Source organism: Acidovorax temperans (assembly GCF_028596105.1).
Taxonomy (GTDB): domain Bacteria; phylum Pseudomonadota; class Gammaproteobacteria; order Burkholderiales; family Burkholderiaceae_C; genus Acidovorax; species Acidovorax temperans.
The window spans coordinates 4,478,701-4,495,720 of record NZ_CP117193.1; the positions used below are offsets into that span (position 1 = coordinate 4,478,701).

At 66.4% G+C, this 17,020-nt stretch carries 14 protein-coding genes; 6 read left to right on the top strand and 8 right to left on the bottom strand.

Annotated features, from left to right (window positions below; translation table 11 throughout):
* Positions 1 to 102: 102 nt before the first annotated feature.
* The 5 genes from PQV96_RS20985 to dinG form a co-directional block, all read right to left on the bottom strand.
* On the bottom strand, positions 103 to 3,753 hold the full coding sequence (locus PQV96_RS20985; protein ID WP_273624143.1) for a WG repeat-containing protein: 3,651 nt from the start codon (positions 3,751 to 3,753) through the stop codon (positions 103 to 105).
* A 180-nt stretch (positions 3,754 to 3,933) separates the two neighbouring features.
* Positions 3,934 to 4,620, bottom strand: a complete 687-nt coding sequence (locus PQV96_RS20990) for a 3'-5' exonuclease (RefSeq protein ID WP_142082613.1) — start codon at positions 4,618 to 4,620, stop codon at positions 3,934 to 3,936.
* A 111-nt stretch (positions 4,621 to 4,731) separates the two neighbouring features.
* Positions 4,732 to 5,235: a pyridoxamine 5'-phosphate oxidase family protein gene (locus PQV96_RS20995; protein WP_273624144.1), complete on the bottom strand. Its 504-nt coding sequence runs from the start codon at positions 5,233 to 5,235 to the stop codon at positions 4,732 to 4,734.
* 164 nt (positions 5,236 to 5,399) lie between these two features.
* Positions 5,400 to 5,762, bottom strand: coding sequence for a zinc ribbon domain-containing protein YjdM (locus PQV96_RS21000; RefSeq protein ID WP_273624145.1), 363 nt, complete (start codon positions 5,760 to 5,762; stop codon positions 5,400 to 5,402).
* Positions 5,763 to 5,812: 50 nt separating this feature from the next.
* The gene (dinG, locus tag PQV96_RS21005; RefSeq protein WP_273624146.1) at positions 5,813 to 8,152 is read right to left on the bottom strand and encodes an ATP-dependent DNA helicase DinG; all 2,340 of its coding nucleotides are present in this window, start codon (positions 8,150 to 8,152) and stop codon (positions 5,813 to 5,815) included.
* 302 nt (positions 8,153 to 8,454) lie between these two features.
* Between dinG and PQV96_RS21010 the strand changes: the two genes are divergently transcribed.
* The 3 genes from PQV96_RS21010 (at position 8,455) to PQV96_RS21020 (ending at position 10,434) form a co-directional block, all read left to right on the top strand.
* On the top strand, positions 8,455 to 8,697 hold the full coding sequence (locus PQV96_RS21010) for a hypothetical protein (protein WP_207373531.1): 243 nt from the start codon (positions 8,455 to 8,457) through the stop codon (positions 8,695 to 8,697).
* A gap of 114 nt (positions 8,698 to 8,811) precedes the next feature.
* Positions 8,812 to 9,873 (top strand): sensor domain-containing diguanylate cyclase, encoded by a 1,062-nt coding sequence (locus PQV96_RS21015; protein ID WP_207373532.1) that lies wholly within the window; start codon positions 8,812 to 8,814, stop codon positions 9,871 to 9,873.
* Between the two features lie 210 nt (positions 9,874 to 10,083).
* Complete coding sequence (locus PQV96_RS21020) at positions 10,084 to 10,434, top strand: hypothetical protein (protein WP_242638067.1); 351 nt, start codon at positions 10,084 to 10,086, stop codon at positions 10,432 to 10,434.
* Positions 10,435 to 10,568: 134 nt separating this feature from the next.
* On the opposite strand, the gene PQV96_RS21025 is transcribed toward PQV96_RS21020, so the two are convergent.
* Positions 10,569 to 12,437 carry a B12-binding domain-containing radical SAM protein gene (locus tag PQV96_RS21025; protein WP_420482172.1) on the bottom strand — a complete coding sequence of 623 codons (1,869 nt, stop codon included), beginning with the start codon at positions 12,435 to 12,437 and terminating at the stop codon, positions 10,569 to 10,571.
* 112 nt (positions 12,438 to 12,549) lie between these two features.
* Positions 12,550 to 13,137, bottom strand: a complete 588-nt coding sequence (locus PQV96_RS21030; protein WP_273624150.1) for a gamma carbonic anhydrase family protein — start codon at positions 13,135 to 13,137, stop codon at positions 12,550 to 12,552.
* A gap of 233 nt (positions 13,138 to 13,370) precedes the next feature.
* Between PQV96_RS21030 and PQV96_RS21035 the strand changes: the two genes are divergently transcribed.
* Positions 13,371 to 14,228, top strand: a complete 858-nt coding sequence (locus tag PQV96_RS21035) for an SIR2 family NAD-dependent protein deacylase (protein WP_273624151.1) — start codon at positions 13,371 to 13,373, stop codon at positions 14,226 to 14,228.
* A gap of 11 nt (positions 14,229 to 14,239) precedes the next feature.
* Here the strand turns inward: PQV96_RS21035 and pdxR are convergent, their stop codons facing one another.
* Positions 14,240 to 15,712: a MocR-like pyridoxine biosynthesis transcription factor PdxR gene (pdxR, locus tag PQV96_RS21040; protein ID WP_273624152.1), complete on the bottom strand. Its 1,473-nt coding sequence runs from the start codon at positions 15,710 to 15,712 to the stop codon at positions 14,240 to 14,242.
* Positions 15,713 to 15,789: 77 nt separating this feature from the next.
* Here pdxR and PQV96_RS21045 point away from each other — a divergent pair, with 77 nt between their 5' ends.
* Together PQV96_RS21045 and PQV96_RS21050 are read left to right on the top strand one after the other, a co-directional pair.
* The gene (locus PQV96_RS21045; RefSeq protein WP_273624153.1) at positions 15,790 to 16,272 is read left to right on the top strand and encodes an OsmC family protein; all 483 of its coding nucleotides are present in this window, start codon (positions 15,790 to 15,792) and stop codon (positions 16,270 to 16,272) included.
* A gap of 1 nt (position 16,273) precedes the next feature.
* A complete protein-coding gene (locus PQV96_RS21050; RefSeq protein ID WP_273624154.1) occupies positions 16,274 to 16,909 on the top strand; it encodes an FMN-binding negative transcriptional regulator in 636 nt (211 codons plus the stop codon).
* The last annotated feature ends 111 nt before the right edge of the window (positions 16,910 to 17,020 follow it).

The window sequence follows — 17,020 nt, forward strand, 5'->3', positions numbered from 1 at the left end:
TGGTTTTAGATGAAAAACGGATCTAACGCCCATGTATAAAGCGCCAGCAGCTATCAAAATGATACTGATTTGTGCCACCGGCCGCCGCAAAGCGGGGCGCAGTCAGCTGCTGGTTTGCCGGGGGTGGCCCAGGGCGCGCCCGGCCTTGCGGTACAGCGGGCACCACACCACCAGGTACAGCACCACCGCGCTGGCGGCCAGGGTCAGGCTGGGGCGGGTGGCCTCCCAGGCGAATTGCCAGGCCCAGTAGGCGTCGGCAAAGCCCACCAGCACAAAGGTGCCCAGCCCGGCTTCGGGCCCTTCGGCCAGCCACACGGCCACCGCCACGGTGGTGTGCAGCGCCACGGCCAGCAGGCTCAGCAGGGCATGCAGCGCAGACGCGACCAGCGGCCGTTGTTCCAGCCAGTGCACCAGGCCCCGCGCGCTGGCGGGGCGGCCCACGGCGCTGCGCAGCACGGAGCCCAGCAGCCACCAGGCCCATGGCGTGGCAACACGCGGGGTGTCTGGGTGTGGGGGGCGAGGAGCCTCTGCAGGGGGCTGCGCACGGCGCTCTGCTTGCAACGGGCGTGGTGCAGGCATGGCCGCTGCGCTGGCAGCGGGCTGTGCTTGGGTAGCCTGGTCCAGGGCCATGACCATGGCGGGTGGAATGTCCTCAGGCCGTTTCACGCCCACGCGCAGCGCCACGGCGTAGTGGGCGGGCGTCATCAGCCGCTTGGGCACCCAGCGCACCGTGGCAGGGTCGGCTGCCAGGGCTGCGTCCACCATGGCGGGGGTGATGCGCGCACGCGGCATGGCGGCCAGGGTTTGCGGGTGCAGCGCCAGCTGGCGGATGAGGGTGGCTTCATCGGCATGGCCCAGGTGCCAGCGCGCCAGGGCGGTGAGCCAGCCCGTGTCTTCTGTGGGGGCCCATGCCGGCTGGTAGGGCGACTGCAGCGACAACACGCTGCACGCGGCCAGCGCCGCCTGCGCGGTGTGGCCCAGCGCCTGGTAGGCGCGGGCCAGCACGTAGTGGGCGTGCTGGGGCGCTGGCACATGGGGCAGGCCGCGCAGGGCGTCGTCCACAGCCGCCTGGGGTCGGTTCACGGCCAGTTGCGCCCAGGCCCGCGCCACATGCCAGGCGCTGCCCTCGCGCGGTGCGCCCTGCTCGCGGGCGCGGTCCAGGTCGTTGTCGATCAGCGCGGTGGTCACCGCCACTGCCAGTTCAGGCGGCACCTGGGGGAACAGGTCGGGCTGGTCTTCCAGCGCGGCCACGCACACTTCCAGGCTGCGCAGTGGCTGCGGGATGTCTTGCAGCGTCAGCCCGTTGGCCTGGGCCGATGCCAGGCACAACGCTGGCGTGAGCAGCTCTGCGGGCACATGGCGGATGAGGCGGCCGTTGGCGTGCAGCACGGCGCGCTGGGCCAGCGCGGGCGTGATCTGGCTGGGGGCCAGGTGCGCCAGGTTGGCGATGTCAGCGTCCAGCGCCGCCTGCTCCAGGGCATTGGTGCGCAGCCAGTGGGGCACATCGCACAAAGGCACACCGGCCCGCACCGCGTGCAGGGCCTGTTCTGGCGTGAGCAGGCAGCCCCACACGGGCGCCGTTGGCTGCGGCGGGGGCTGGCTGCAACGCTCGTCGCGCGCGTCCCAGGTGGGGTCGCCCGCGTACAGCTCGCGGGCCAGCAGCAGGGCGTCGCGGGTCATGCAGTGGGGCGGAATCTGCACCGCCACGCCCACACCCCGGCGCAGCAGGGCCTCCAGCCGCGCAGGGGTTTGCAAGGCGGCAGGCACCTGGGCCAGCGCGGCGGGGTGGGCTTGCAGGGCAGCATCGACCATGGCGTCGTCCAGCCACGCGGCGGGCACCTGGCCCAGGGCTTGCGGCTGGTTCAGCACAGCGGCCAGCCACGTTGCGCGGGTGGTGGGTGCCTCGGTGTTTTCTGCCTCCTCTGCGGTGTTCAGCGAGGGGGCAGCGGTGTGCGCCAGCACCGCTTCGCGCGCGTGCTGTGCGGCCAGCAGGGCGTCCACGCTGGGGGCGGCCATCAACCACAGCGACCACCAGGCGCCGTTTTCGTCGGCACCGGTCTGCGGGTAGAGGCTGATCCACAGCGCATTTGCTTCCGGCAGATTCACCCACTCGCCGCTCGTGGGGCTGGGGGCCAAGGGCGTTTGCAAAGGCCGCTGCCATGCGGCCAGGGGCGTGCCCAGGCTCTGCGCGGGCGCTGCGTGTTCGGGGTCGGGGTCTGCCACGCCCCATTGCGCCTGCAGGTGCTGCACCAATGCCTGCCGGGCGTGGGCCAGTGCTTCGTGCAAGCTTGCTTCCATGAACGGGTAGGCCCTGCGCTGCGCCGGGCCCAGGTGGGCGTGCACCACGCGTCGCTGGGCCATGGGCTGCGCTGCATAAGGCTCCTGCGCCTGGGCCCATGCGTGCAGGCGGCTTTCGGCTTCGTGTGCCAGGGCCGTGGCTGCGGGGACGATGTGGTCCAGGCCTTCCAGGTGTTCCAGCCAGTCTGCCGCGTGGGGCTGGAAAAACGCGCGTGGCGCGCGGTGGCTGGCAGCGACCGCGCTGCGCCACAGAATCTGATCTTGCGCGTTGCAAAAAATGACTTGTCCGCCGTCATAACGGGCGCGCCAAACCACCTGCCCTTCCCTGTCGATCCACACCACCTGCCCATCGCTGGCCAGAAAGGGCACCAGCGCGGTGTCGGGCTGGGTGGGGGGGATGGAGCCATCGCTCTCCGTCAGCGGCTCCCGCAAGCCTTGCGGTGCGGGCACCAACCGTCCGTCGGTGTGCAGCAAGCCCCAGGGGTTGGCATCGGGTGATGTTGTACTGGCAAGCCTTGCCACAGCGCATTCCAGCTCGGGCTGAAAGTCGGTGGCGTAGCTCAGCGCAGGGCTTGGCAGCAGGGCACCGTGCAGGTCCCAAAAACATGTGTTGTGGGTGCGGTCTGCCACCAGCCCGCACGCCATCTGGTGCGACAGGCCCTGCCCGCCCCGCACCGCCACCTTGCCCCGCGTGTTCAGGTAGCCGCAGGGGCCGTCGCCCGTGGCGTCGGCGTAGTAGGCCAGCGCTTCGCAGTTGAAGGCATCCATGCGTGCGTGGCAGGGCTGCAGCACCCATTGCCCCTGCGCGTTGATGAGGCCCCAGGTCTTGCCGTTGGCCGACACCGCTGCCACGGCCTGTTCGTCGAAGCTGTGCGCTTGCGCAAAGCGTGGCGCCACCACCCACTGGCCCCGGTGGTCCACATAGCCCCACAGCGGCAGGTCGCGGTCGGGGTCCCAGTGCTGGGCCGGAGCCAGCCCCACCGCGCCAAAGTTGCCCAGGTCGGCAAACGTGGCGTTGCAGGTGAACTGGCCTTGCACGTCGATGATGCGCCAGGCATGCGGCCCAATCTTGACGGCTGCCAGGCCGTTGCGTAGGGGGCGTGCGTCGTCAAACTGTGGCGCGATCACCTCCTGCCCCAGCAGGTTGAGGTAGCCCCAGCGGCCGGCCCTGCAAAAGCGGGCCACGCCGTCTTCGGTGAAGCCACGCGCGTTGTCCAGCGTGGGCGCCACCCGCCACTGGCCCTGTTCGTTGATGTAGCCCCAACCCCCATCGTGCGCCTGCGCCGCGCTGATGAAGCCGCCGTGCGGCGTGCTTTCAAACTCCACCACCTGGCGCAGCGCAGGCTGGGGCGCGATGGCGCGGTCGGCATGCACGATGAGCAGCGCGTACGCCTGGCGGTCCGCGTCCAGCGGGACCTTGGCCAGGCAGGGCGTTGCCGGGGCGGTCTGGGTCATCGGGTTGGGGTCCTCCGGGCGGCATCGTAGCCAGCGCCCGCCGCCGCCGTGGTAACCATTTGCACCCGTAGGCAAGAACCCGACACCTGGGAACCTCACCCCCAGTGCACCCCACGCTTCAGCCCCAGTGATTCCAATGAAAAAGGCCTCCAGCGCTTATGGGGTAAGCGCCAGCAGCTATCAATCAAATAGCAGCGACATTTGCGGTATGGCTGCCGTTGCACGGGGGCTTGCCTTCGCCGCGCTGGCGGCGTGGGCGTTGTGGGCCTGCCGGGCCAGCCATTGCGCCAGGGTTTTGCGCGTGCAGCGCTGCACGGCTTGCAGCTGCGCAAAGTCGGCGCTGGGCAGCTGCCACTGGGTGGTCAGGTCGTGCTGCATGCGGGCCAGCAGCGCGGCAGCCATCTCGGCATCGGCCAGCGCCCGGTGGGCGCGCTCGGCCCGCGGCAGGCCCAGGTGCTGCACCAGCGGCCCCAGCTTGTGCGTGGGAGCATCGGGGTACAGGCGACGCGACAGCAGCACCGTGCAGGCAAAAGGCTGCGGCGCCGGCACATCGGCGAGTTGCAGCTCGGCCTGCCAGAACTTGCTGTCAAACGATGCGTTGTGCGCCACCATGGGCGCCTTGCCCACAAAGCGCGCCGCATCGCGCATCACGGCGTCAGCACTGGGCGCATCCTGAAGCATGGCGTTGCTGATGCCCGTCAGCTCGGTGATGAAGGGCGGAATCCACGCCCCGGTTTTCATCAGGCTTTGAAAACGGTCCACCACCTGGCCGCCCTCCAGCAGCACGATGGCCACCTCGGTCGCCCGCGCACCCTGGCTGGGCGACATGCCGGTGGTTTCAAAGTCGATGACAGCAATGGGGGGCATGGGGGAAGGCAGGCAAACGCAAGGGGCTGGCCCCAAGGGTACAACGGCCGACCTTCCGCCCGGCGGGTGGGGTGCGCAGGGGCGCTGTCCGCCCCCTGTGGGCTCGTCGCCTCAGGGCATCGCCAGTTCCTTGTGCTCACCCAGGCTGCGCGGTGGCTCGCCGCTGACCACGGCCTTGGCCATCTTGAACAGCTGGGTGATCTTGGCTTCGTCCACATCCCAGTACTCAGCGTGGCGCACGCGCACCACCAGCAGGGCGAGATCCGGGTCCGACACGCCGCCTGGGAACCAGGCCTGCGCAGCGGGCGACCACAGCGCTTCTTTCAACGCCATGTCGTCTGAAAAACGTGCCTGGCCTGACAGCGAAACATAGCTGTCTGCGCCGGGGTCGGCATACGAGACATTGACCTCTCCGTCGGTCAGCAGGCGCTCGTACAACTCGCCCGATTGGGGAATGAAGAAATACAGTTCGCCCTTCTCATCCACCTTGCGGTTTTGCGTGGTCAGCGGGTGTGCGTGCAGCATGCCCGATGACGTGCGGTGGGTGAGCATGGCGAAACGAATGTCTTTGATGAGCTTCCAGAGGGTTTCGTGGGCGGGGGAATCGTGTGTCATGGGCAGGTGCCTCCAGCGGTGTCAAAGGGATGGTGCGTGGCGATGGCCAGGCACTCCAATGCACTGTAGGAGGCAGCGCGGCGCGGCGGCGTCGGCAGCCCGCGCGCCTGCCTGTGGGGCGTTGTATGACACCTGCGCACACCCCGTGGCAGTGGCCTGCGCCGTCAGGCCTTCTTCAAAAAATCAGACTTCAGCAGCATGCTGCCCAGGTCCGTCTTGCAGTCCACGTTGTGGCCGTCGGCGCCATCGACCAGGCGGATGCTCTTGATCTTGGTGCCCTTCTTGAGCGTGGACGACGAGCCCTTGACCTTGAGGTCTTTCACCAGGATCACCGCGTCGCCATCGGCCAGCGGGTTGCCATTCGCATCACGTACGGCATCGCGCACGATGCCGTCGCCTGCGTCGGTGTCCGTCGTGTCAGCCACCTGCGGCCATTCAAACGCGCAGTCGGGGCACACGTAGTTGCTGCCATCGGGATAGGTGTTTTCCAGGCCGCATTGGGGGCAGGCAGGCACGGTGTGGGGCATGGGGGTCTTTCTGGTTGTCGTGGTGAAACGGGGTGGCGACTTTACAGCGCTCACAGCGGCGCGCGTTGCTCCAGCGCAAACGGCGGCAGCCCTTTGAGCAGGCGCTGGCCGTAGCTGGTGCGCGTCAGGCGCTTGTCGTAGCAGTACACATGCGCCATGTCTTCTTCGGTGCGAATGGCGCGGCCCACCCACTGCGCCAGGCGGATGGCGGTGGCGGGCACCACCAGTTCGCTGAACGGGTCGCGCCCCACGGCGCGCAGCCATTCGGCGCGGGCCTCGCCTACTGGGTCGTCGGGGGGGGCAAAGGGCAGCTTGGTGATGAAGACCGATTCGCACAGCCGCCCGGGCAAATCCAGCCCCTCGCCAAACGACTGCATGCCAAAGATGACCGAGGGCTCGCCGTTGTCCACCCGCTCGCGGTGGCGGCGCAGCAGCTGTGTGCGCGGCAGTGCGTTCTGCACCAGCACCACGCTGCGCATGGCGGTGGGCAGCGCATCCACGGCCTGGCGCATCTGTTCGCGCGAGGTGAACAGCACCAGCGCGCCGTATTCCACACGGGCAATGTCGTGCAGCAGCGCTTCGACCATCTCGGTGGTGAACTGGGCGGCGTTCTTGGGGTCGGCGCGCGTCTCGGCGGCAATCAGCGTGCCCTGCGCGGCGTAGTTGAAGGGGCTGGGCACTTCCAGCGTGGTGGTGGCCTCGTCGCCATGCAGACCCGCCTCGCGCAGGAAGAAATCAAAGTGCCCGCAGCTGGTGAGCGTGGCCGAGGTGAGCACCGCGCCGCGCACCGCGCTCCACAGGTGGTTGCGCAGCGTGGTGCCGGGCAGGATGGGGCTGGCGTGGGCCTTGACCACGATGAAGTCGCCATCCACCTCCAGCGTGAACCACTTGGCGGCGGGAACAAACGTGTGATCAGCGCCCTCGGGCGCGTCCTGCAGCAGCAACTGGGCTGTGGCGTGCAGCTCTTCCAGGCGCGGGGCCAGCATGCCGATCTGCGCATACAGCGTGGACAGGCGCTTGGCCTCGTCGGGCTTGTCCCGCATCTCGGCTCGCAGGGCCTTGCTGATGGCGCGCAGCGCGTCGAGGAAGCCTTCGGCACTCGCAGCCAGCAGGCCCAGCGGTGCGATGAGTTGCTCGGGCAATTCGCCGCGTGGCACACGCACGCGCGCCGGTCCCCAGGCGCTGGGCTGGCGCAGGGGATTCTCTGCACGAATCCTCGCGCCGTGGGCATCTGCGGGCTCGGGCGGTCTGCCGCGTTGCAAATGCTCGCCATAGCGCCCGCTATGGCTGTGCTTTGCGCCTTGCAGCCCATCCCGATCCGCAGCGCCCACTTGCCGCTCGATTCGTCCAGAGAATCCCTTGAGCTGCTCGCCGTACACCTCCATCACGATGCGCGCCAGGTCCTGCAGCGTCTGCCGCAGCTGGGCCGAGTGCTTGGGGATGTCGGCAATCTCCTCCACCTCCAGCAGTGCCCCAATGCGCAGGCCCCGGCTGGCAAGGCGCTCGACCCAGGTGATGCGCGACAGGTCCATGCTGCACGCGAATTGATCCAAAGCGGTCGATGGCAGATGGTGGGCTTCGTCCAGCACCAGCAGGCAGTTGTCCAGCTCAGGCAGCACGCGCGCGCCCAGGGACGACAGCAGCAAATCGTGGTTGGCCACGATCACCTGCGCACCCACCAGCTCCTTGCGTTTGTCGTAGTAAGTGCACTGGCTGAAGGCCGGGCAGTGCTTGCCGGTGCACGAGGCACCCTCGGCCGCCACGGGGCTCCACACCTCGGGTTCGGGCGGTGTGTCCAGGCTGTCGCGGTCACCATCCCACGCGCCCTTCGACAGCGTCTGCGCCATCGTCGAATAGAACTGGATGCGCGCCTCGGTCTCGTGCCGGGGGCGCTTGGCGCGGGCCGCGGCTTCTTCCTCGGCAAACAGGTCGTCTTCGCCCTCTTCTTCCGCCTCGCCATGGCCTGCGAGGCGGTCGAGCTTGAGCTTGCACACATAGCGCCCGCGCCCCTTGGCCAGCGCAAATTTGAAGGGCTGCGGCATCAGCGCGGCCAGCGCGGGCAGGTCTTTGTTGACCAGTTGCTCCTGCAGCGCCACCGTGGCGGTGGAGATCAGCACCCGCGTGCCCCGCGACAGCGCCAGCGCAATGGCGGGTGCGCAATACGCCAGCGACTTGCCCACGCCCGTGCCCGCCTGGATGACGGCAATGGAGCGCGTGGGCGCCGCCTCGCCGCTTTCTTCGTCCACCTTGCCCAGCGTGGCGCTGCTGAACGTGCGCGCCACCTGCTCGGCCATCAGCCGCTGCCCGGCGCGGCTGCGGAAACCTTCGGTGGCGCTGACCACCGCATCAAACGACTGCAGGGCCGCCTGGGCCCATTCTGTAGAAGACATAACCACCTGCTTTGAGGGGTGAGAGTGTGGCACGGCCGGGGAATTTTTACTGTATGCATGCCCAGGTTTTTTGGCGGGTGGGTTGCCTGTGCCGGGCAAACCCCCCTGTTTCGCGGCAATTTCGCGCTTTTTCGTGTTGCTGCGCGAACAGCCACCCTCCCTTTTCGGTTTGCTGGGGTGCGAACTTTTCCCAAGAGCCTGGGCGATCAGCCCCTGCAGGCCGGTGACCCCCCTCTTTTGGCCCCTTTCCCCTACTTTTGGAGCCCTGTTTTGATTAATGAAAATTATTAAAACGAGGTTTTTTGGATTTTTCTGAAGGCGATCCAGGATTTTTTGAAAAATCTTATTTCAAAATTTTATTTTCATTCCATGGAAAATATGAAAATTTTTCTGAATTTTATAATTTGCACCAGATGCGTGTTAGTGAAAATCATGAAATATCCAGAGAAAATTCAGATCCTGCGCATGCTTTTCATGAAGATATATCTGCAAAAATGGACGCAAGCAGATATTGCACCAAACTTCAGAAAATCGGAATTTCATGAAAGCACCTTGTTGAAATAAAACTTGATCAGCAATATCAAGGAAGCATTCCGGTGTCTTTCTGATCACCTGGTAAAAATAATCAAATTGCACCGCAGTGAGCATGAACTTATCGTTTGTGCGTTTTTGACGCGCAGGACCGGACGGTGCTGTGGAACGAGCATTTCCTGCGCTTCTTTCCAGAGCATGCAGACCACATCCATTCCGGGGAGCCCTACCAGGAGAACCTGCGGCGTTTTTACCGTGTGCGCCTGCCGGCAGAACCTCAGACCTCGATAGAACGCTACGTTCAGGACGGCATCAAAAGGCATAGAGAGCAAGTAGGCGCTTACCTTTTTGCGCACCGGGGCCGCCAGTTGCGCGTGGCCTGCGTGGCCCAGCCCAATGGTGACCGGGTGCGCGTGTGGCAAGACCTCTCGGCGATGGAGTCCGTTTTGCTGAACCTGGCGGGCCAGCAGGACTCTGCCCTACCGCAGGGGGTAGGCCCGACGGGCCAGCAGGCGCTGCGGATGTTTGACCAGCTCAGCGATGGCATGACCGTCCACGACGAGCAAGGCCGTATCATTTTTGCCAATGATCGTTTTCTGGCGATCTACGGTTTGCGCACGCAGGAAGACGCATGGGGCAAGACGCAGGAAAAGCGGGCGATTTCCGAGATGGTGCAGCTCAACAAAAAGCTGTTGCTGGAGGGCCACCGCGACGCTCTCACCGGCCTGTTGAACCGCCGCGGGCTGTTGCCTTTGCTGCAGCAGGCCACCGACACGCCGGGCGAGCACGCCTTGCTGTTCATCGACCTGGATGGCTTCAAACAGGTCAACGACACGGCCGGCCATGCCCAGGGCGATGGCGTCTTGGGCCAGATGGCTGCGGCGTTGCAGGGCTGTGTGCGCAGCGGCGATGCCCTGGCGCGCATCGGGGGCAACGAGTTCGTTTTGCTGCTCATGTGCTGCAGCCCCCAGCAGGCCGTGGCGGTGGCTGAGAAGATGGTGCAGGTGGTGCGTTCCACCCCCGTGGTGATCGATGGCCAGGTGTATCAGGTGGGAGCGAGCGTGGGCGCACGCAGCTTCAGCGGCCGGGCCCATGGGGCAGATGTGTTGCTGAACGACGCGGATGCCGCCTGCTACGAAGCCAAGCGCCAAGGCAGGGGCCGTGTGTCGCTTTTCAATGAAATTGCTTGATCCGATATTCGAAAAATAATGTTCCGGTGAGGCGTTGATTTGTCTGAGGGACGAAATGTGGCTCCCATGAAATAATCACTGAAAATCGCTGGCCACGACGAGGATATATGCGCATCCCCGTATTTTTAAATTCTCCGAAGTGATTTTCCTGCGCACAGAGTGCGTCCCCACCTACAGGCCCGACTTAAATCGGCTTTTAGCGTGGAGGCCATGAAAAACCCTCCACACCCTACTTCTTCGCCCGCCACCTTCCCCGGCCCCGCGCCAGATGCCCTGCCCGACGAGCGCAAGGAGCCTGCCTCGCCCGTGCCGGTGCGCACCGAGCGGCGGGTGGACACCACCCAGCGCCCCGAAGCGCAAGCGCAAACGCCCAAGAGCCACCCGGAAGCCTTGCAAGAGCCAGAAGCCCGCTTGCCGCACGAACGCGATCAAGCGACGAACATGACGGGCGGGATTCCGTCGCGCGAGGTGCGCCAGGCCTATGAGGATGTGACCCGGGGACTTACCGACACCGACAAGGGCCCGCCCATGCACCGCGCCTACCAGCAGCAAAAGAAGTGACGGGATCCATCTGGGCCTGCACGGCCCAAGGTTCAGCCTCATGGCCAGAGGATCTTGAATGCTATTAATTTAATAGCTATTGGCGCTTACTAGGCGGGCGCTACAGGCCAAAAAAGCTTAAATGCCGTATGCGGTCACCCGCGCTCGCGCAGCGCGCGCTCAATGCGGTCGCGCCGCACCGTGGTCTTGGGCACCTTGAACGGGAACCACAGGCGCACGTCTTCTTCCAGGCCGATGCCGTGCATGTAGTTGTAGATGGCCTTCTTCAGGCCTGCGCCCAGCGCGTCGTGGTCCACGCCCGTGGGGTCGATGAAGGCCACATCGTTCTTGGCAAAGTCGCCCGGCGGCAGCGGGGCCAGCGTCACGCCGTATTCCTCGGGGTTCTTGCCGACGGGTGAATGCACGGTGCAGGCAAAGCGGTGAAAGAAGCCGCTCTGGATGCAGCCGTTGGCAAACAACTGGCGCACGTATTCAAGCGCGTCCACGGTGTCCTGCACCGTCTGGGTCGGAAAGCCATACATCAGGTACGCATGCACCAGAATGCCAGCATCGGTGAAGGCCTTGGTGACCCGCGCCACCTGGTCCACCGACACCCCTTTTTTCATGAGGCTCAGCAGCCGGTCGGATGCCACTTCGAGCCCGCCGGAGATGGCGATGCAGCCGCTGTCCGCCAGCAGTTCAGCCAGCTCGGGCGTAAAGGTTTTCTCAAACCGCACATTGCCCCACCAGCTGATGCCGGTGCCCCGCGCAATCAGCTCGGTGGCCAGCGCCTTGAGCGCCTTGGGTGGTGCCGCTTCGTCCACAAAGTGAAAGCCCGTCTGCCCCGTCTCGCGCACGATCTGCTCGATGCGGTCGGCCAGCACGCCCGCGCTCGCGCCTTCGTAGCGGCTGATGTAGTCCAGGCTCACATCGCAAAAGCTGCACTTCTTCCAGTAGCAGCCGTGCGCCACCGTGAGCTTGTTCCAGCGCCCGTCGCTCCACAGCCGGTGCATGGGGTTGAGCATGTCGAGTAGCGAGAGGTAGCGGTCGAGCGGCAGGCCGTCCCAGGTGGGCGTGCCCACCTCGGCAAAGGCAATGTCGGCTTCCATCATGTTGATGTACTGCACCGCGCCATCGTCACCGCGCACAAAGGTGCGCACCAGTCGCTGGCGGCCGCGCTCGCCGCGCAGGTGCTCCAGCAGCGCCAGCAGCGGGCGTTCGCCAGAGTCGAGCGTCACATAATCAAAGTGGTCGAAAACGCGCGGCTCGGCCAGCTCGCGCAGCTCGGTGTTCACAAAGCCGCCGCCCAGTACGGTGGTGATGTGTGGCCAGCGTGCCTTGATGCCCTGGGCAATGCGAAACGCCGCATACACCGAGCCGGGGAACGGCACCGAGAGCAGGACTACCGTGGGCTGGTGCTTGGCGATGGCCTCGTGCGTGAGCTGCTCCAGCAGTTCGTCCACCAGCGTGGGCGGCGCAGCCAGTGCGGTGGCCAGCGGGTCAAACGTGGGCTGGCTGCCCGCCAGCGATTCGGCATAGCGCACAAACTCAAAGCGCTCGTCCACCGCATCGCGCAGCACATCGGCTAGGTCGTTCAAATACAGCGTGGCCAGGTGCTTGGCCTTGTCCGTCAGGCCCAGCGCGCCAAAGGCCCAGCCCAGCGGGTCGCCCCCTTCGTCGTCCACGTACACATCCAGCGATGCAAAGCGCGGCCCCTCGGGCAGGTAATGGCGGCCCACGATGCGGTGAGCCAGCGTGCTGTCGCGCCCCTGCAAAAAGGCAATGGCCGGGCGGATGGTGGCGAGGTAGCGGTCCTTCTGTTCCACAAACGATTGCACCGCAGCGCTGCGCTTTTTGGGCGGCAACGCATCCACCTTGTCGGCAATGGCGCGCAGGCCTTCGGGTGAGAGCAGGCGCAGCACCAGGGCCAGCGCCAGGTCTTCCTGCACTGCATCCACCCCGCGCGAACGCAAGAACCCTGTGAGGTAGGCGGTGGAGGGGTAGGGCGTGTTCAGCTGCGTCATCGGGGGGATGACGGACAGGACGCGTAGGGCGGTTGGCGTTGGCGTGACGGCGGACATGGTGGATACGGAGAGCAAGCGGTGCCGCCGTGAAAAGGTCGGTGCAGGCCCCGGATTATCCGGGTGTGCCTTGCCCCTTGCTGGCCGCTGCCTCTGGCAACGGTGCAGCGGGGCTGCCCGTCAGGTAGTTGTTCTTCACCCGCACATAGTGCTCGGCCGAATACTTCAGGTACGCAATCTCTGCATCGGTGAGCGCGCGCTGGCGCACCGCAGGGCGGCCGATGTAGAGGTAGCCGCTCTCCAGCACCTTGCCGGGCGAGACCAGGCTGCCCGCGCCGAGCATCACGCGGTCTTCGATGATGGCGTCATCCATAACGATGGAGCCCATGCCGATCAGGCATTCGTTGCCAATGCGGCAGCCGTGCAGGATGACCGAGTGGCCCACCGTCACGTAGTCGCCAATCACCAGCGGCGAGCCTTCGGGTTTGCTGGCACTGCGGTGCGAGACATGGCCCATGGTCAGGTCCTGCACATTGCTGCAGCGGCCCACGGTGATGCGGTTCACATCGCCGCGCAGCACGGCGTTGCACCACACCGAGCTGTCATTGCCCAGTTGCACATCGCCAATCACTTGTGCGCTGGCGTGCACGAAAACATGGCGGCCCAGCTGGGGCGTGGTGTCAAGGTAGGGTTCCAGAGGCATGGGTATCAGAGCGAGGTTGAAAAAAGCCTGGCGCGCGGCGCCGTGGTGCCACAGCGTAGTGCAAAACACCGCCGCAGGGTGGTGCCCGGCTTTAGAGCGGCTAACAAAACTCTTCTGGCGTCGTTGCTGTGTCTTGTCGTACTGCTCGTACTGCCTACGACACAGCGCCTATCCAGAACCGCTTCGCTGAGTTTTGTTAGCCGCTCTTATCCTTGGCGCCCCAGGAGACCCCCATGCACACCCACCCCACCGACCCCGCCACACGCGCTGCTGCCGAGCATGCAGCCGCCTTGCTGGAGCAGGCCGATGCCCTCATCGTGGCCGCTGGTGCGGGCATGGGGGTGGATTCCGGCCTGCCCGACTTTCGGGGCAATGAAGGGTTCTGGCGCGCCTACCCTGCGCTGGCGCAGGCGCGGCTGGACTTTGCCTCCATCGCTTCGCCTGCGGCGTTTCGCTCGGCACCTGAATTGGCCTGGGGCTTTTACGGCCATCGGCTGGCGCTGTACCGCCGCACGGTGCCCCACGCGGGCTTTGGGCAACTGCAGCGCTGGGGCGCGCGCATGCACCAGGGCCTGAGCGTGTTCACCAGCAATGTGGACGGGCAGTTCCAGATGGCAGGCTACTTTGCCGACGCGGTGCATGAATGCCACGGCTCCATCCACCATCTGCAGTGCCTGGAAGGCTGCAGCGACGCCATCTGGCCTGCCGACGACTTTGTGCCTGATGTGGATGAAAGCACCTGCCGCCTGCGCAATGCACCCCCGCACTGCCCCCACTGCGGTGGCCTGGCGCGGCCCAACATCCTCATGTTCAACGACTGGGACTGGCTGGAGGCGCGCACCGCCGCCCAGCACGCACACCAGCAGCGCTGGCTGCAGCGCGTGCGCCGCCCTGTGGTGATCGAGCTGGGGGCGGGCACGGCCATTCCGTCCGTGCGCCACTTCAGCCACCGCATTCTTCACGCGCACGGTGGCCGCCTCATTCGCATCAACCCCCGTGAATGCGAGGTGCCCACCCGCAGCGACGTGGGCTTGCGCCTGGGCGCGGCGCAAGGGCTGGCGCTGGTGGAGCAGGCCCTGAGCGCTGCGTGACAGGGGAGTGTTCAGGCCTTGTTAGCGCGTCGCGCCAGCGCCCCCACCACCCGCGCTGCGGCGCAGATTTCTTCGTCGCCATAGCCTGCGTAGCCGAACAGCCAGCCCCGGCGCGGTGATTGCACGGCGTAGCGCGACAGCGGGCCCAGCATGACGCCCGCCGCCTGCGCGCTGCGGGCCAGGGGTTCGTCGTCGGTGCCCACCGGCACTTCGTGCAGCAGGTGCATGCCCCGGTCGCTGGGCTGCAATTGCAGTGTGCCGTCGCTGGCATCGGCCAGGGTGTCGATCAGCCATTGCTGCCGGTGCAGGTACAGCTCGCGCATGCGGCGCAAGTGGCGCAGCAGGTGCCCTTCGGCAATGAAGCGGGCCAGCACCGCCTGCGTGTCGCCGGGTGCGTGCCGGTCGGTGATGGCGCGGGCCATGGCAAAGGCTTCGACCAGCGCGGGCGGCACCACCACAAAGCCCAGGCGCAGGCCGGGGTGCAGCGTTTTGCTGAAGGTGCCCACGTACAGCACGCGCTCCGACCCCGGCAGGCTGCACAGCGCAGGCACGCGCTGGGCGGCATTGCCGTATTGAAATTCGCCGTCGTAGTCGTCTTCCACCACCCAGGCATCGTGCTCGCGCGCCCATTGCAGCAGGGCCTGGCGGCGTGGCAAATCCATGCGCACGCAGGTGGGGAACTGGTGCGTGGGCGTCACCACCACCATGCGCGCGGCAGGCCACTGCGCAGCGCCCTGCGCAATGCACAGGCCGCTTTCATCCAGCGGCACGGGCCGTGCCAGCGCGCCGTGGCCCAGCAGGCTGGCGCGGATGCCGGGGTAGCCAGGGTCTTCCACCAGCACCTCGTCGCCCACATCCAGCAGCAGGCGCGCAATCAGGTCAATGCCCTGCTGCGAACCTGAACACACCACCACCTGCGCCGCATCGCACCGAATGCCGCGCGACGCCCACAGCCACTGCGCCACGGCCTGGTGCAGATCCGGGTCGCCCGCCGGGTCCAGGTAGTGGGCGCGGGCGGTGCGCTGGGCCTGGCTGGCCTGGCGCGCCAGGCGGTCCCACACGGCAAACGGAAAACTGGCCACCTCGGGCGCGCCAATGCGAAAGGCCCGCGCCGGCACCAGCGGCGGGCGCCAGCGTGCGGCCGTGTCGGCCACCAGCTGCCCGCGCTGCGACAGGCCCCGGGGCGGCATTGCCAGCGCGGGCGCGCTGGCACGCGGGCGCGGGGCCAGGGCTTGCGCCACATAGGTGCCATCGCCCACGCGGGCCTCGACATAGCCCTCGGCCAGCAGGCGCTGCACGGCCCACAGCACCGTGTTGCGCGACACGCCCAGCAGCCCCGCGTGCGTGCGAGATGGCGGCAGCCGCGTGCCCGCAGGCCAGCGGCCTTGCTCAATGGCGCTGCGCAATTGCGCATACACCTGCTGGCGCAAGGTGGCCGATGAAGGCGCGGCGCCGGGTGCGGGATTGGCTCTGGCAACGGGCAAAAATTGGCTCCTTGTGGACGTGTAATGGCTCCTAAACTGAAGAACCATTGTAGAAACCCACGCCGGAGCTTTACCCCATGGCCGCACCGCACTCCGCCACCGTCGTCTGGACCCGTGGCACCGATGACTTTCTGGACCAGCGCTACCACCGCAGCCACCAGTGGCAGTTTGATAGCGGTGCCACCGTGGCGGCGTCCTCGTCGCCCCATGTGGTGCCCCTGCCCTACTCGGATGCCGCGGCGGTGGACCCTGAAGAGACCTACATCGCCGCCCTGGCCAGTTGCCACATGCTGTGGTTTTTGGACATTGCCAGCCGCGCGGGCTGGCGCGTGAACCGCTACACCGACGCGGCCACGGGCACCATGGCCAAGGATGCCGAAGGCCGCCTGGTGGTAAGCCACGTGCAACTGCACCCCGTCACGGTGTTTGATGCAGCCCACGCGCCCACTGCCGCCGTGCTGGCCGACCTGCACCACCAGGCGCATGCGGCGTGCTTTCTGGCCAACTCGGTCAAGACGCAGATCGACTGCGCGCCCGTCTTGCAAACGGAAGGTGCCTGACATGGCCAACGCCAACCGCCAGTTTCAGGTGACGGACCCTGCCACCCTGCAGGCGCTGGTGCGCACGCAGCCGCTGGCCACGCTGGTCATTGCGCACGAGGGAGCGCTGCACGCCAACCACATCCCTTTGTTCCTCGATCCGCACCAGGGCCCGCACGGCACGCTGCTGGGCCATGTGGCGCGGGCCAACGGCGTGTGGCCCTTGCTGCCGCAGTACGCCGTGGCCATCTTCCACGGGCCGCAGGCCTACATTTCGCCGTCGTGGTACCCGTCCAAGGCGGTGGACGGCAAGCAGGTGCCCACCTGGAACTACGCCGCCGTGCACGCCCACGGCACCCTGCGCGTGCTCGACGGCGAAGGCCCTTTGCGCGACATGCTGCGCCGCCTGAGCGATGCGCAAGAAGCCCATCGCCCCCACCCCTGGCGCGTGGACGACGCCCCGCCTGATTACCTGGAAAAAATGCAGCGCGCCATTGTGGGCGTGGCGCTGGAAGTGCAGCGCTGGGAAGGCGTATGGAAGGTGAGCCAGAACCGCACCGACGAAGACCGTGCGGGCGTGGTGCAGGGCTTGCTGGCCGAAGGCACCCCCGCCGCCGAAGACATGGCGGCGCTGGTGCTGGGGCGGTTGATGGGCTGAGGTGTGTGGTGAATTTGCTATTGAATCAATAGCTGCCAGCGCTTGATGGGAAAGCGCTGTAGCCTGTTTTTGATTGAATATGGTGCAGTGTGTGGCACCCTGCCGCCCCGC